The 15,389-nt window shown below is 42.5% G+C and carries 12 protein-coding genes; all 12 read left to right on the top strand.

The window, feature by feature from the left end; translation table 11 throughout:
- Positions 1-16: 16 nt before the first annotated feature.
- The 12 genes from HMPREF1320_RS07880 (at position 17) to HMPREF1320_RS07825 (ending at position 15,368) form a co-directional block, all read left to right on the top strand.
- The gene (locus HMPREF1320_RS07880; protein WP_009418163.1) at positions 17-832 is read left to right on the top strand and encodes a leucine-rich repeat domain-containing protein; all 816 of its coding nucleotides are present in this window, start codon (positions 17-19) and stop codon (positions 830-832) included.
- 289 nt (positions 833-1,121) lie between these two features.
- The gene (locus tag HMPREF1320_RS07875) at positions 1,122-1,832 is read left to right on the top strand and encodes a porin family protein (RefSeq protein ID WP_009418171.1); all 711 of its coding nucleotides are present in this window, start codon (positions 1,122-1,124) and stop codon (positions 1,830-1,832) included.
- A gap of 945 nt (positions 1,833-2,777) precedes the next feature.
- Positions 2,778-3,197, top strand: a complete 420-nt coding sequence (locus HMPREF1320_RS07870; RefSeq protein ID WP_009418158.1) for a SufE family protein — start codon at positions 2,778-2,780, stop codon at positions 3,195-3,197.
- A 112-nt stretch (positions 3,198-3,309) separates the two neighbouring features.
- Positions 3,310-3,633: an iron-sulfur cluster assembly protein gene (locus tag HMPREF1320_RS07865; protein WP_009418169.1), complete on the top strand. Its 324-nt coding sequence runs from the start codon at positions 3,310-3,312 to the stop codon at positions 3,631-3,633.
- Positions 3,634-3,653: 20 nt separating this feature from the next.
- Complete coding sequence (locus HMPREF1320_RS07860) at positions 3,654-4,556, top strand: DUF3078 domain-containing protein (protein ID WP_002674497.1); 903 nt, start codon at positions 3,654-3,656, stop codon at positions 4,554-4,556.
- A gap of 205 nt (positions 4,557-4,761) precedes the next feature.
- A complete protein-coding gene (locus HMPREF1320_RS07855; RefSeq protein WP_034554396.1) occupies positions 4,762-5,322 on the top strand; it encodes a Crp/Fnr family transcriptional regulator in 561 nt (186 codons plus the stop codon).
- A gap of 75 nt (positions 5,323-5,397) precedes the next feature.
- Entirely contained in the window at positions 5,398-6,072 is a 675-nt protein-coding gene (locus tag HMPREF1320_RS07850; RefSeq protein WP_009418224.1) for an L-2-amino-thiazoline-4-carboxylic acid hydrolase, read from the top strand.
- Complete coding sequence (locus HMPREF1320_RS07845; protein WP_009411424.1) at positions 6,069-6,596, top strand: Crp/Fnr family transcriptional regulator; 528 nt, start codon at positions 6,069-6,071, stop codon at positions 6,594-6,596. Before HMPREF1320_RS07850 ends, HMPREF1320_RS07845 begins: the two co-directional genes overlap by 4 nt.
- Positions 6,597-7,087: 491 nt before the next feature.
- Positions 7,088-10,126 carry a SusC/RagA family TonB-linked outer membrane protein gene (locus HMPREF1320_RS07840; protein WP_009418212.1) on the top strand — a complete coding sequence of 1,013 codons (3,039 nt, stop codon included), beginning with the start codon at positions 7,088-7,090 and terminating at the stop codon, positions 10,124-10,126.
- A gap of 238 nt (positions 10,127-10,364) precedes the next feature.
- On the top strand, positions 10,365-11,849 hold the full coding sequence (locus tag HMPREF1320_RS07835) for a RagB/SusD family nutrient uptake outer membrane protein (RefSeq protein WP_009418177.1): 1,485 nt from the start codon (positions 10,365-10,367) through the stop codon (positions 11,847-11,849).
- 135 nt (positions 11,850-11,984) lie between these two features.
- Positions 11,985-13,424, top strand: coding sequence for a SusF/SusE family outer membrane protein (locus HMPREF1320_RS07830; RefSeq protein WP_034554411.1), 1,440 nt, complete (start codon positions 11,985-11,987; stop codon positions 13,422-13,424).
- 204 nt (positions 13,425-13,628) lie between these two features.
- Positions 13,629-15,368, top strand: a complete 1,740-nt coding sequence (locus HMPREF1320_RS07825) for a glycoside hydrolase family 66 protein (RefSeq protein WP_009418188.1) — start codon at positions 13,629-13,631, stop codon at positions 15,366-15,368.
- Positions 15,369-15,389: the final 21 nt, after the last annotated feature.

Genomic DNA, 15,389 nt, shown 5'->3' with positions numbered 1-15,389 from the left:
TTAAAATGTTTATGCAATGAAGAAAGTTTTATTATTGGCTTTGGCGGTGGTTGCTTTGGTGGGCTGTCGGAAGAGTGATGATGACGAGAACGGTAACTCTACTGCTGATTATGAGCTCAGTGCTGATGGGCGTACGCTTATAAAATGGAAAAATGCGAATACTACGGTGCTTGATATGCAAGCTGATGAGAAACTCAGAAACGTGAACACTATCGGGAAAGAGGCTTTTAAAGAACATCAGAACTTACAGTCGATTACATTTCCGAATAACTTGAAGGAGATAGAAGAGAGTGCTTTTGAAGAAGCAAACCTCAGCGGAGAGGTTATCTTTAACACGAAGGCTACTGTTGATTTTGGCAAAAGGGTTTTTTATCACACACATCTGAAAAAAATAGCGCTACCCAATATGAGCGTGTTAAGTAACAACGCTTTTTCAGCTTGTAGTGATTTGGAAGAGGTTACTTTTAGCAAAGTAGAGAAATTAGGTGATTATGCTTTCTTGTGTGACATCAATATTACTACGCTTAACTTGGAGGGAACAGGGCTTACTGAAATAGGATATGGCGTTTTTGAGGTAATGTGGAAACTAAAAGAGGTTACTTTACCCGAGACGCTTGCCAGAATACAGTCGAATGTTTTTTGGGATTGCATAGTGCTGAAAAAGATTACTATTAAAGCGGTAAATCCGCCTACTTTACATATTAACAGTATGTTTGGTACGAAAGATAAAAGTGTGATACCTACTATTTATGTGCCTAAGGGTTCGGTAGAACAATACAAAAAAGCGACAGGCTGGAAAGATTTTGCGGAGAAGATTCAGGCAATTAATTAGCAAATTAGGGAATGAGAGAATGAGAAAATGGGGTAAATGCCAATAATACCAGAAATGCCAATAATGCCAAACAATCAACTTTGCCAAAGGTTCGAGTCGCACAAGCAAAAACTTTGGCAAAGTGCATAAGGGTTTAATTTTAGGCAGAAGCTTTGGTAACGGTTGTGGCAAAGAGCTTGAAAATCAGGGGTTGTATTATATTTAACAAAAACTTTAACATTATTTTAACATATGGGGGGGGGGGGTAAATTCGTACTTTTGCTCTAAATTAATTTATAAAAGAAAAAAAATGTACAGAATTATTACCACTATTGCAGTGGCGTTTGCTACTATTACAGCGGTTAACGCCCAAGAGTTTAAAGTAGGAGCTAAAGCAGGATTACTTTTTCCTACAGTTTCTAATATTAAAACTACTTTTACCGATTCTGAAGGGATAGCAGCCATTGAATATAAAACAGGCTTTAAGACAGGCTTTCATTTTGGAGGTTTTGTAGAATACGGCTTTAACGACCATTTATTTGTAGAAGGAGGTATAGACTATTCTTTTCAAGGAGCTAAATTAAAATCATTTGAAGCTACTACCATAGATAACAATGGTAATATTGACATTCAAAAGGAAGATATTCAAAAAGGGAAATGGAATACGCAACAGCTTAATATTCCTCTTTGGGTGAAGTATGATATTGCTGGTTTTCGCCCTAAAGTAGGGGTAAACTTAGGTTACTTAACTAAAATAGAGATAAAAGGAGAAGGAGATAACCAAAAAGAAGAGACTCAATCACTTCCTCCTAAGAAAAGGTTTGACTTTGGTTTAGGTTTGGGTGCTGAATACAACTTGCCTTTTGGCTTATTCTTCGATGCTACTTTCAATTTAGGATTTACCAACTTATCTAACGAAAGTAAAACAGAATTAGACAATCAAGGAAGAGTTTCTTCCTTCCGTCCTTCTGTAGAATTTAAAAACCGTGTAATCCAAATAGGTGTAGGATATAAGTTTTAAAAGAACATTATTACTTAAAAGAAAAGACTGCTTTTTACAGCAGTCTTTTCTTGTTAAAGTACCTATCAAGAGTTGAACAAATTGATTATAAATATAATTCTTTACTCAGTTATAGATTTCCGACTCACTTATGAACCCCCCGACCCCCGAAGGGGGACAAGCCACAAATAGAATTACTTGGTTGAAAAGAAACATTCTCTTCTCACATATTCCGCTTTTGCGGGGCACATACCCAGCTGTCGCTGGCTACCTTCAAAGGGAGAATCTAGTGACGGAAAAGCGACAAACGGGAAAAATAGCAAATTAGGAAATGAGAGAATTAGAAAATGGGGTAAATGCCAATAATACCAAACAATCAACTTTGCCAAAGTTTGAAACTTTGGCAAAGTGTGTACCGCAAAAGTGATGTGCTGGGACTGTTAAGAGGATTCGGAAGGAAACGGAAAAGAACGGAAGAGAGCTGAGAGAAGTTTTGGTGAAAAAAGGGTGTAAGATGGGTGGGGTTAGCTTATAGAGAGCTTATAGGAAGCTTATACGAATCTTGGACGATTGGTATAGAAAGGGTGTGTAAAAAGTTGACTCATAGTATAATACAACAAGGCTAAAAATGCCGAAAACGGGGTTTCGAGGCGAAAGAAAAGGAATAGGCAATAGGCCTTAGGCCATAGGCACTAGGCGGGAGTATGACGGAAAAAAGAAAGAAATGATGAGGGACGAATGACGAATGACGAAGGTAATGTGGTAAAAATATCTCTTTTCTAACATATCCAGCTGTCGCTGGCTACCTTCAAAGGGGGGAATTAGGGACGAAGACATATTCCTTTAAAGGGGGAATGTAGCGACGTGACAAGAGGCTGTATGGAGCGTTAAAAGAGCGTTAAAATATTTGCTATTAGTTGTCAGTTATTATTTGTTTTATATCTTTGCGCCCTAAAAGTAACATAAATGACTATTCAACAGATTCAGAATGAGCTTATTGAAGACTTTTCGCTGTTTGATGATTGGACGCAACGTTACGAATATCTGATAGAATTAGGCAAGTCGTTACCTCTTATTGACGAAAAGTACAAGACGGAGGAGTACCTCATTAAAGGCTGTCAGAGTCAGGTGTGGTTACACGCCGAAGAGCAAGATGGTAAGCTTATCTTTACTGCCGATAGCGATGCGATTATCACCAAAGGGATTGTTGCTTTATTAGTGAAAGTGTTCTCTCACCAAACGGCTGAGGATATCCTAAAAGCGGATATGAGTTTTATTGACAAAATAGGACTGAAAGACCATCTATCACCTACTCGTGCGAATGGGTTGGTGAGTATGATAGGGCAGATGAGGGGATATGCTGCTAAGGTGTTAGGAAATAGATAAGAAGAAATACACCTAGCGGTGTAGAAATTAAACAAGTCTATTCAAATCAAACAGATATATCTTTATTAGATTTCTGAGGCGTTAGACTTATCTCTTAAAAAAGAAAAATTAAATGACTGAAGAAATAAATATAGAGCAATTGGGCGAGAAAATCGTTGAGGTGCTCAAAACGATATACGACCCTGAAATACCCGTAGATATTTACGAATTGGGGCTTATTTACGATGTGTTTGTGAACGAAGACTGCGATGTAAAAATATTAATGACTCTCACTTCGCCTAACTGCCCCGTGGCAGAGTCTCTCCCAATGGAGGTGAAGGAAAAGGTACAAAGTATTGACGAAGTGCACGAAACGATTGTAGAACTCACTTTTGACCCGCCGTGGCATCAGGATATGATGAGTGAGGTGGCGAAACTTGAATTAGGATTTTTGTAAAAATTATAAATAAATCACTTATGAAAAGACTTTTATTTTCAACTTTACTATTGTCTTCAGTAGCTGTATTTGCTCAGGAAGACCAAACGAATGACGGTGTAGCACAAGACCCTACGGCAGCTCCCACAGAGGAAGCTCCTGCTCCTCGATGGACAAAGGGAGGTAACGCTTCACTGATGTTCTCGCAAGCCGCCTTCAACCACGATTGGACAGGAGGGGGAACTAACAACGTAGCAGCAAGCCTTGCGGTGAGCTATGCTTTTAACTACAAGAAAGACAAATGGGCGTGGGATAACAACGTATTTGTTGATTACGGGATTACTAAACTTGAAGGTGATGACTATTCAAGAAAAACCACTGACCGTTTTGAGGTGAACTCAGTACTCGGTTACCAATTGAACAACCCTCAGTGGTACTATTCATTCTTCTTGAACTTCAAAACACAAATGACTGATGGTTACAAATATGAGAGCACAGGTCGTACGCTCATAAACCAAATGCTTTCACCTGGATACTTACAATTTGGTCCTGGTATGTTGTGGAAGAAGAGCGATAACCTAAAAGTGAACTTGGCTCCTGCAACTTCTAAAATCACGACTGCTAAAAGCCGTTGGACAGAAACAGGTCCTTTCTACGGTGTTGAACAAGGAAAGAACATTCGTTATGAACTCGGTTTCTACTTGAACGGTTATGCTAAGTTTACTGTAATGGACAATGTATCTTTCGAGAATATCCTCAGCTTGTACAGCAACTATCTCGACAAACCACAGAACGTAGACTTGGATTATACTGCAAACATTGTGATGACTATCAACAAGTACTTATCAGCTAACTTTACTTTCCAAGCTATCTACGACGACGACGCTGCTAAAGCCTTCCAAATTCGTGAAGTATTGGGCTTAGGAGTAAACTACAAGTTTTAGTGTGAGGTGCGAGTTGCACACACAATTGTAGCACATTAGCAATTAGTAAAAAATAGAGAAGGGACTACCTTAATGGTAGTCCTTTTTTGTTTTGTTATAGAGAGGTTGCGGATTATTCGGAGGAAGCATTTGTAAGAGCTAAGATTGGTATTTAGAAAAATAGTAGTACCTTTGCCTCACACATTATTGCTGAATTGGAGAAGAATTGGAGAAACTAATTGCATACATACAAAAAACCGTTCCTGAGCTAAAAATTCAGGAACAGATGCTTAGAGAGGCTTTCCAAAAAGAGAGCGTTGCTAAAGATGCCTTGCTGTTGGACTTCGGACAAGTGTGTGAGCATTATTACTTTGTAAACAAAGGGGCTCTTAGGATATTCTTTTACGATGAAGGAGAGGAATACACGAGCTGGATCGCTTTTGAAAATTACTTTTTTACAGAGCAAAATAGTTATACAGATTGCTTACCTTCTCGTTATGCTATTACAGCTATTGAAGAGACTGAAGTACTGAAAATACATAAACAACAAATGCTTTCACTTCTACAAAATAGCTATGAGTGGCAACAGTTCTTCATACAAAATGAGCAACAAACAATATTACGGCTGATGGAAACTATTGAACTCTTCCAAAGACAATCGGCTAAAAAGAGATATGAAGCCTTGTTCAGCTTTCCTGCCTTTATACAAAAAGTGAAACAAAAAGACCTTGCCACAATGCTCGGAATGACTAAATACTCTATCAGCAGGCTAAAATCTTACAAGTAAAGAGAAGAAGTTGCCAAATAGCAACTTTTTTGTGTATTGCTATGCGTAATTTTGCATTTATAAAACAAATGTAAAATGAACCAAGAAGAACAATACAGTTTTAGTCCGCTGGACAGCTATCAGTGGATAAAGAAAGAGGCTTTTGCTTATATAAAAGCCCAACAATGGATAGATGAAGCGTTGTTTGAAGACTTTTTAAACGCTTTTGAAGATTATTTTAAGCACTCATTACAAAAAGTATCTCATCTTATCAAGAATGAGTTGGACGAAGGGAATGTGCAATTTGCGGTTTTAGTAGTAGCTTTGTATGAAGCTTTTGTGAAGATAGGCAAGGACGGAAAAGAGGCTTTCAAATATGTGTGTCTTGCTATCAATGAGCCGATAGCTCCTTTTATGGAGCAAAACACAGAGGCTTTCTTAACAGCTTCGGAGTACCCTTTTAAGGCGATCGTGGAGATATCAAAAGCACGAGAAGCGTTTTATTTTGGCAAGAGTTTTGGCTTTGAACGCCTTATAGACAATGATTACGGTTATGTTTTGCAAATTAAAAAGTGTTTGTTTCACGAAGTACTAAGAGCTCTTGAGCATACTTTTTTGCAAAGAATTATATGCCAAGTAGACTGCGGTTGGATAAAAGGCATTAAAACAGAGCTACACAACTTACATTTTGCACGACCCACTACTTTTGCTACGGGCAATACCTGCCAAATGTGGTTTATAAAAGAAGAAAAAACAGAAGATATACAATGACCCTAAACCTCGATTTCCTCAGTCAGTATTTTACTGAAGTACATTTCGATAAAGATGCTCTCATCACCCGTGCAGGCGACGTGGAACACTCGCTCTATTACCTCAGCGAAGGCATCGTGCGCTTTTTCTACTACAACCCCACTACCGACAAAGAAACGACGGTGGATATCCTCTTTGCTGAGCAGTTTTTTATGTCGTATGCCTCGTTTGTAAAGCGTGAACCTTCCCTCTTCTCTATTCAAGCACTGAAAGACGTTACTGCCTATAAAATAGGGCGGGAACACCTTGAACACCTCATAGAACAGCAAGAATACTTACAAATAAAAGCTGATATTTTAGAGCATCTGCTGATTGAGAAGATGCAACGAGAGGCGCAGTTCTTATTGCAATCACCCGAAGAGATTTACTGCAATCTATTAGAGAAAGACCCTAAACTTATCCAGAATATCCCGCTGAAATATATTGCTTCTTATATTGGCATTACCCCCCAAGCACTGAGCAGGATTAGAAAAAGAATATTTTAATGGTTGATTATCGTTATTTTATTTTAGTAAAGTATAGCGTTACTAAGCTATTTTGGCTTTGTGTGCTGTAGGTGAACTTGGTGTTATTATCTGAAAAGACAAACGACAAGTCTACTTAGTTTTGAGGATTGTTAACGTTATAATATTTGCCACCCTCTTTTGCCTAGTAAAATAAATAAAGTTGTGGCAAGGAGCGCCGAAATAATAAGTTTTTTCATAGAATTGTTATTTTAATACACCACGCACACATAACAAATTATCCTTTGTCAAATGTTCTTTGTTAATTACTTTTACATTCTTTCTATATTTTTCGTTACCACTTTCTTTTTATTTTGTTGTTTATCAAACAGCTACATTTTTACTTATCTATATTTTCACTATCCAATGTTTTTAGTATATCTTTAACGTTTTATCTTTGCGCCAGAATTAGGTATCAGGTGTCAGGGGACAGGTGTCAGGCACAAACTCTTACCTCTTAACTTTTAACTAAGATGAAAGGAAAACAAAGAACTTTATTAAACAGTATTGGCAAGCTCGCCTTGCTACTACTTTTTAGCTTGCTTTCTACCGCCCTTTCTGCCCAAAACAAAAAGATTAGCGGAAAGGTAATCGATGAAAAACACCAGCCCGTACTGGGGGCATCGGTGGTGGTGAAAGGCACTACTAAGGGTACTACTACCGATTTCGATGGGAATTTCACGATAGAAGTACCTGCTAAAGCCACGCTATCGGTTTCATTTATAGGGTATCACACCCAAAATGTAGCGGTAGGCAACCAAAACCAACTCACTATCGTGCTCAAAGAAGAACAAGAGCTGTTAGACGAGGTAGTGGTGGTAGGCTATGGTACCGTCCGCAAGAAAGACCTTACGGGGGCTGTCTCTTCAGTGTCTAACAAAGCCCTCAAAGAGAAACCTATTGCCAATGCTGGGGAAGCTCTCCAAGGGCGTGCTGCTGGGGTGCAAGTAACCTCGGCGGGAAAACCTGGTGACAATGTGTCGTTTCGCATTCGCGGTATCAGTACGATTAACAACAGCGAACCGCTACTGGTTATCGATGGAGTACCTACCGACCTCGGTATCAACGCCCTCAATGTAGATGATATAGAAAATATCGATGTGCTGAAAGATGCTTCGGCAACAGCGATTTACGGTTCTCGTGGTGCCAATGGGGTGGTGCTCATCACTACCAAAAAAGGAAAAAATGGCGACGGCAAACTGTCGTTTAGCACCAATGTAGCTCTCCAACAAGCTACCAACTTACCTGTGATGCTCAACGCCCGCGAGTTTGCTTCTTTTCACAACGAAATGATTGCCAACTACAACCGCACCCCTGGGGTGAGTCCGCTTACACAACGTCCTGATTTCGCCAATCCTGAAGACTGGGGGGAAGGCACCAACTGGCTCAAAGCGCTTTTCCGTCCTGCTTTTATGCGTAACTATTCGCTTTCATACTCAGGTGGTAACGACAAGAGTAATTACTACGTATCAGGGGGTGTGTTCGACCAAGATGGGATTATCCTTAACACTTCTTACCGCCGTTATACAGTGCAGTTCAACGGCGAGTCGCGCGTAAAACCGTGGATTAAGTTTGGCAACAACCTCACTCTCAGCCACGACGAAAAGAAATCGGGCGACTACAACATCCGTATGGCAATGGCTTCTTTGCCTACACAACCTATTTACAATGAAGACGGTAGCTACTCAGGTCCGGATTCGCCTGCCCATCAGTACAGCGATATCCGCAACGTGATAGGTACTGCCCTTATCAACGGACAAAACACTACCAAAGGCTATAACATTTTGGGCAATATCTTTGCCGAGATTACTCCTGTAAAACATTTGGTATTCAAAACTACTGGAGGGCTCGATTTTAAATATTGGGACAACCGCAGTTTCTCCCCTAAATACAACTGGAAACCAATACCTAATCCGCTTTCTAACCTCTATCAAGATGCTAACAAGAGCACTACCCTCCTTTGGGATAACACACTCACTTATACCAATACTTTTGCCCAAAAGCACTTCCTCAATGTGATGGTGGGCACCAGTGCGCAAAACAACGTGTATAGCAAAATCAATGCAAGTGTGAGCAACTTCTTGAGCGACCAGCAAAACCAACTCAGCAAAGGCTTGGAAAACCCTACGGTAGGCGGTACGATGAACGATTGGGCTATCCTCTCCTTCATTGGGCGACTCAACTATACTTATGCCGATAAGTACTTGCTCACTGCTACGGTGCGTCGCGATGGTTCTTCGCGTTTCTCCAAAGAAAACCGCTGGGGTACTTTCCCTTCTTTCTCTTTGGCGTGGCGCGCATCAAATGAGTCTTTCTTCCCTAAAAACGACTATGTAAACGATGTGAAATTGCGCGTGGGTTACGGTATGACCGGTAACCAAGGCGGTATTGATAACTATGCTTATTTCACCAAATTGCGCACAGGGCAATATGTGTTCAACAACAATTTGGTTTCTACCCTCTATCCTCACGTGATGCCTAACCCTAATGTGAAATGGGAAACCGTAGAGCAATTCAACGGAGGGATTGACCTTGCACTACTCAAAAACCGCTTGAACCTCACTTTCGATGCTTATATCAAAAACACCAGCGATATGTTGGTGCCTATGGCGGTATCAGTAAGCTCTGGTTATTCGGATATCAACGTGCCAAGTATCAACGCTGGTAAAGTGGAAAACAAAGGGGTAGAGCTTACAGTGTCATCAGTGAATGTAAATAAAAAGGACTTCCAATGGAATACTGATGTAAACGTATCGTTCAACCGCAACAAAATCGTGAAAATGAACGATGGTGTGCCTTTGTTCACTGGTTTTGAGGCGTTCCTCACCAAATTGCAAATCCTCTCCGAGGGTCACCCTGTGAACGCTTTCTATGGCTATGTAATGAACGGACTTTTCCAAAACCAAAACGAGGTGGACAACTATGCTACTCAAGTGGAAAACGGTACCGCCCCTGGTGATGTGAAGTTCCGCGACCTCAACAACGATGGGGTCATCAATGCCGAAGACCGTACTTATATCGGTAATCCATTCCCCGAATGGACGTTCTCTATGAACAACAATTTCAACTACAAAAACATCGATTTACAAATATTTTTACAAGGCGTAGCAGGCAACGATATCTACAATGCCAACCGTATATGGCAAGAGGGAATGTCGGTGCCACAAAACCAAATTGCCAAAGTAAAAGACCGTTGGACTGGCGAGGGCACTAGCAATAGCATTCCGCGTGCTATCTATGGCGACCCCAACCAAAATGCGCGTCACTCTACCCGCTTTGTAGAAGATGGTTCGTATTTGCGTATCAAAAACGTAACTTTGGGGTATACGCTCCCTAAAGAGGTTACTCAAAAATTCCACACCGATATGTTGCGCGTATATCTGTCTTGCCAAAACCTCTATACTTTCACCAAATACAGCGGTATGGATCCCGAAGTAGGCACTGGTGGCGTTGATGGCGGTACTTATCCTGTAACCCGCACAGTTAGCTTTGGATTAAATGTGCAGTTTTAATAACCCCCGTTCCCCCGAAGGGGGACAATCTGAAGAAGTGAGTATTTAATTCTTACTTGTTATCTTTGGAGATTGTTTCCTTCTCTTTGAAAAGTCCGCGAAAGCGGAGTATGTGGGAAACGGGTGAGAGCAATAAAAACACAATTATAAACCATAAAACAATATTACCCCTCTGCAGCCTTTGTGGCTTGCCCCCCTCTCCCAAGGAGAGGGGGAACGGGGGAGAGGATCAATAACTATGAAAAAGATATTATACATCACCCTATTAGCATTTCCGCTCTTCACGGCTTGTTCTAAGTTTTTGGACAAGACCCCTTATGAAGATTCAAGTGCTGAAAACATAAGCGATGCGGCATCGGCAATTGCCCTTACCAATTCGGCTTATAAACCCTTGCAACGCTCTAACCTCTACAATATGCGCCTCTGGACGCTCGACATCGTAGCAGGCAACAGCATCGTAGGCGCTGGAGGTGGTAACGACGGACTCGAAACTATCACTCTTTCCAACTTCAACGCAACTGCCGATAACCCTTTGGCGCTCGAAATATGGCGCGGTTGTAACCCTGGTATTCTCTATTGCAATACGGCTCTAAAAGCTTTGCCTTCTGCCAATATCCCTGAGGATATCAAAAACCGCTGTATCGGTGAAGCCAAATTCCTCCGCGCGCACTACTATTTCCTTTTGGTGCAACTCTTTGGCGATGTGCCTCTTCAGCTCGACCCTAAAGAGAGTTTGACTAACAAAACGCCTTTCCGTCAAAGCAAAATGAAGATATACAACGAGGTGATTATCCCCGACCTCAGAGAGGCTTTCAACCTATTGCCCACACGCGAGCAATATAGCAATGCCGATAAAGGTCGCGCAACCAAAGGTGCTGCAGCGGGTATGCTTGCCAAAGTATACCTCACTTTGGGCAGATATAGCGAAGCTCTTGAAATGTGCAACGCTGTCGAAAACCTCGGTTATACCCTTAATCCTGATTATTCCGATTGTTTTGGCGCTGCCGAACGCAACAAAAACACTGCCGAGTCTATCTTTGAAATTCAGTATTACGGACTTACCAAAGACGATTTCTGGGGCGAAGAAAACCAAGCCTCTTGGCTCAGTACCTTTATGGGTCCTCGCAACAGCGGTTGGGTAGGTGGTGCTTATGGGTGGAATCAGCCTACACAAGAGTTTGTAGACCAATACGAGGCGGGCGACCTCCGCAAAGATAAGACGATTCTCTACGAGGGTTGTCCTAATTTTGAAGGAAATGTATACCGCGCTTCAATGTCTAACACGGGCTACAATGTGCGCAAGTTTTTAGTGCCACTAAGTCAGTCGCCTGATTTCAATACCAACCCTGCCAACTTTGTAGCGCTCCGCTTTGCCGATGTGCTCCTAATGAAAGCGGAAGCCCTCAACGAATTGGGTCGCACTACGGAAGCTGAAGTACCTTTGTACAAAGTGCGCACCCGTGCGGGTCTTACCCATCGCGCTGATATAGAGAACCTCACTCAAGCGCAAATGCGTGAGAAAATACGCCACGAACGCCGTATAGAACTCGCTTTTGAAGGACATCGTTGGTTTGATATGATTCGCTGGGACAACGGTCAGTATGCGCTCAATTTCTTGCACTCCATAGGCAAAACCAACGCCCGCGAGAAACACCTGCTTTTGCCCGTCCCTCAAAAAGACCGCGACGCCAACCCTAACCTCACCCAAAACCCAGGTTGGTAGTGCGAGCCGCACAGGCAATTAAAACAAATTACTTAATTAACAAATAAAAACAATTTCACCCTTGTCGCTTTTGCGGTTTCCCTCCCCCTCGCCTTCGGAGAGGGGGAGGGGGAGGGGGTGAGGACACAAACTAATATGAAACCATACCATTTATACATCGCCTTCCTCTTACTGCTCCTTACGGGCTGTAAAAAAGAGGACTATATGGAGCTCTTCAAAGAGGGGAAACCCTTTGAATTGAAAGCTCCTAAAGAAAATGTCGCCTTAGACGCTGCCAACCCCGAACAAGAAGCGATCAAGTTCACTTGGACGGCGGCTTCCAATCGCGGAACTAATGCCGCTATCACCTATACTTTCCAAATGGATGTGCAAGGCAACAACTTTGCGGGAGGTATCAGCGAGAATGTAGGTCGTGAAGCCTATGAGAGAGTGTATAAAAACGAGGAACTCAACAACCTATTGCTCAATACTTTCAAAGTTGCGGCAGACACCGAAGTTACGATGGAAGTACGCATCATTGCTCAAGTAGCCTCTGGCGAGGGAATGAAACAACACACCAATGTGAAGACGGTGGTTTTCAAAACGCATACCCCTATCAGTAATACGTTGTATATCATCGGTAGTGCTGCCCCTCACGGTTGGAGTGCCGATCAAGCCGAAGAGATGAAACCTGTTGAGGGTACTCCTAAAGCCTTTGCGTGGTCAGGACGATTGGCTGCTGGCGAAATCAAGTTCATCACTACCAAAGGTCAGTTTATACCATCGTATGGCAAAGGCAGTAATAATAGCGAATTGCACTTCCGCAAAACCGATGCCGATACAAGTGATGAGAAATTTACCATTGCCGAAAATGGTGTCTATACCGTAAAAGTGAACCTCATCAACCTCACTATAAGCATCACCAAAGGTGAAGCGCCTGAATATACCGAGTTGTGGTTCGTAGGTGAACCTACCGGTTGGAGCTTCAAGAAAATGACCGTAGACCCTGCCGACCCATTTGTGTTCCACTACAATGCCGATTTAGGCAACGGAGGTGAGTTCAAAATAGGTACTAAAGAAGGTGATTGGTCAGCAGTATTCTTCCGTCCGAAAGAAAATAATACGGCTGAAGGTAGCGACCTCCCTGTGAAGAAATGGGCTGGCGACCCCGATTACAAATGGAAAATTGCAGCAGGTACTTACAAGATTACGCTCAACACTCGTACGATGAAGATTGACATTGTGCCTTTCACTCCTTATACAGGAATGTATATGATTGGTAGTGCCACCGATGCTGGTTGGGATATCAACAATCCTATTACTATGGCTGTTGATAACAGCAATCCTAATGTCTTTACTTGGGAAGGTGACTTGAAAGCGGGCGAACTCAAATTCTCTTGCGACAAGAAAAGCGATTGGGGTGGCGACTGGTTCTTAGCTTCTAAAGCTGATAAAGCGCCCGCTGGTGTTGAAGAACCTATGCTCTTTAGTGCTCACGGCTCTAACCCCGATAACAAGTGGAAAATCACTGAGGCGGGCACCTACAAAATCACCCTCAACCAACTCACCCAAAAGGTGATAATCAAAAAGCAATAAGTTAAAAAGTCTCCACATACCCAGCTGTGTGCACTCGCTGGCTTCCCCCAAGGGGAGGGAGTTTAAGAGAGTTCAAGAACAAAACATCTTTATACGTGTTAAACAACCCTCCTTTCCGTTCGCATCTGCGGATTGCCCCTCTCTCCCAAGGAGAGAGGGAACGGGAGAGAGGCATAATTATTAATTGTTAATTATTAATTGAAAATGAAAGTTTTATATACTTTATTCTTCGCCACTACGCTCAGCCTCTTCTCTTGCGAGAAGAACGATACACCGAGCAACAACCCTATTACTTATGGCGAAACTTATTTGAAAATAGATATCAGCACCGATAAGGCGGTCTACACCCCTGGTAGCACGGTGCGCTTCTCCTTGGCGAGTATGCCTTCTGGTTCCTACAAAGTGCGCTACTCTCACTTAGGCGAAATCATTAAAGAAGAAGCCCTTACCAGCGCCTCTTGGCAATGGGTAACCCCTACCGATGACTATCGAGGTTATTTGGTGGAAATATACCAAGAAGCTGGCGGTAAACAAAATACTTACGGCAGTATCGCTGTGGATGTCTCTTCCGATTGGACAAAATTCCCCCGCTATGGCTTCTTGTCCTCTTATGGCAAAAATGAGCCTATCGAGAAGAATATTGACTTTATGAATCGCTGTCACATCAATGGCATTCAGTTCTACGACTGGATGTACGACCACCACAAACCGCTGGCTGGCACCCCTCAAAACCCTGCTAATGAGTGGCCAGACCTCTTCAAACGTCCCACTTTTCTTTCTACTGTAGGTGGCTATATCAGCGCTGCTCATAGCAAGGGTATGAAAGCAATGTTCTACAATTTAGCTTTTGGGGCGCTCAAAAATGCCGAAGCTGATGGCGTTGCCAAAGAGTGGTTCCTCTACAAAGACAATCAGCATAAAGAGAAAGACGCTCATATCTTAGGCGACTTTGCCCGCAGTAGTATCTACCTCACCAACCCTGGTAATGCGCACTGGCAAAACTACTTAGCAGGGCGCAACAGCGATGTCTATGCCGTTTTTGATTTCGATGGCTATCACATCGACCAACTCGGGGGACGTGGCACGGTGTACAATTACAATGGCAATAGCATAGACCTCTTGCCTCAATACGCTTCATTTATCAATGCAATGAAAACAGCACACCCTAACAAACGCCTTGTGATGAACGCGGTAGGGCAATACGGTCAAACTGAAATAGCAGGCACTAATAAAGTGGATTTTCTATATACTGAAGTATGGGACGAAAAAACCTACGACCAGTTAGCTCGCATTATCCTCGATAACTACAATCGTAGCAACAACCAACTTAAAACCGTTTTGGCTGCCTATATGGATTATGAAAAATCTAAGAATGCAGGTTTTGTAAACGAACCTGGCGTATTGCTCGCCAATGCTGTGATTTTTGCCTTCGGAGGGGCTCATTTAGAGATAGGCGAACACTACCTCGCCAATGAATATTTCCCTAACAAAAACCTCCAAATGAAAGCCGACCTCAAAAAAGCGCTCATTACCTACTACGATTTCTTGGTGGCTTACCAAAACCTATTGCGTGACGGCGGTAGTTATACCTCAGCGCAGGTAACTGCCGAAAATGCAACCATAGCGGCTTGGCCTGCAGCCAAAGACCAAATTGCTTGTGTGAGCAAAAAGGTAAATAGCAAAGAAGTGGTGCATCTTATCAATTTCAACGGGGTAACCTCTATGGACTGGCGTGATACTAACGGTACTCAAAAGAAACCTACCACAGTAACCGACCTTAAAACTACTGTTACTGTAACCGCACAACCCAAAAAAGTGTGGTTCGCCAGCCCCGACCTCTTTGGCGGTGCTCCTCGTGCCGTAGAATTTACCTATAACAACAACCAAATTACCTTCACCCTCCCCTCCCTCAGCTATTGGGATATGGTGGTGATAGAGTATTAATCCCCTCCCCAATCTCTCCCC

Origin of the sequence: Capnocytophaga sp. oral taxon 335 str. F0486 (assembly GCF_000277665.1) — a bacterium.
In the GTDB taxonomy this organism is placed as follows: Bacteria; Bacteroidota; Bacteroidia; order Flavobacteriales; family Flavobacteriaceae; genus Capnocytophaga; species Capnocytophaga ochracea.
Note: the sequence above shows the minus strand (reverse complement) of the source record. Positions and strands in the feature narration are given on the sequence as shown.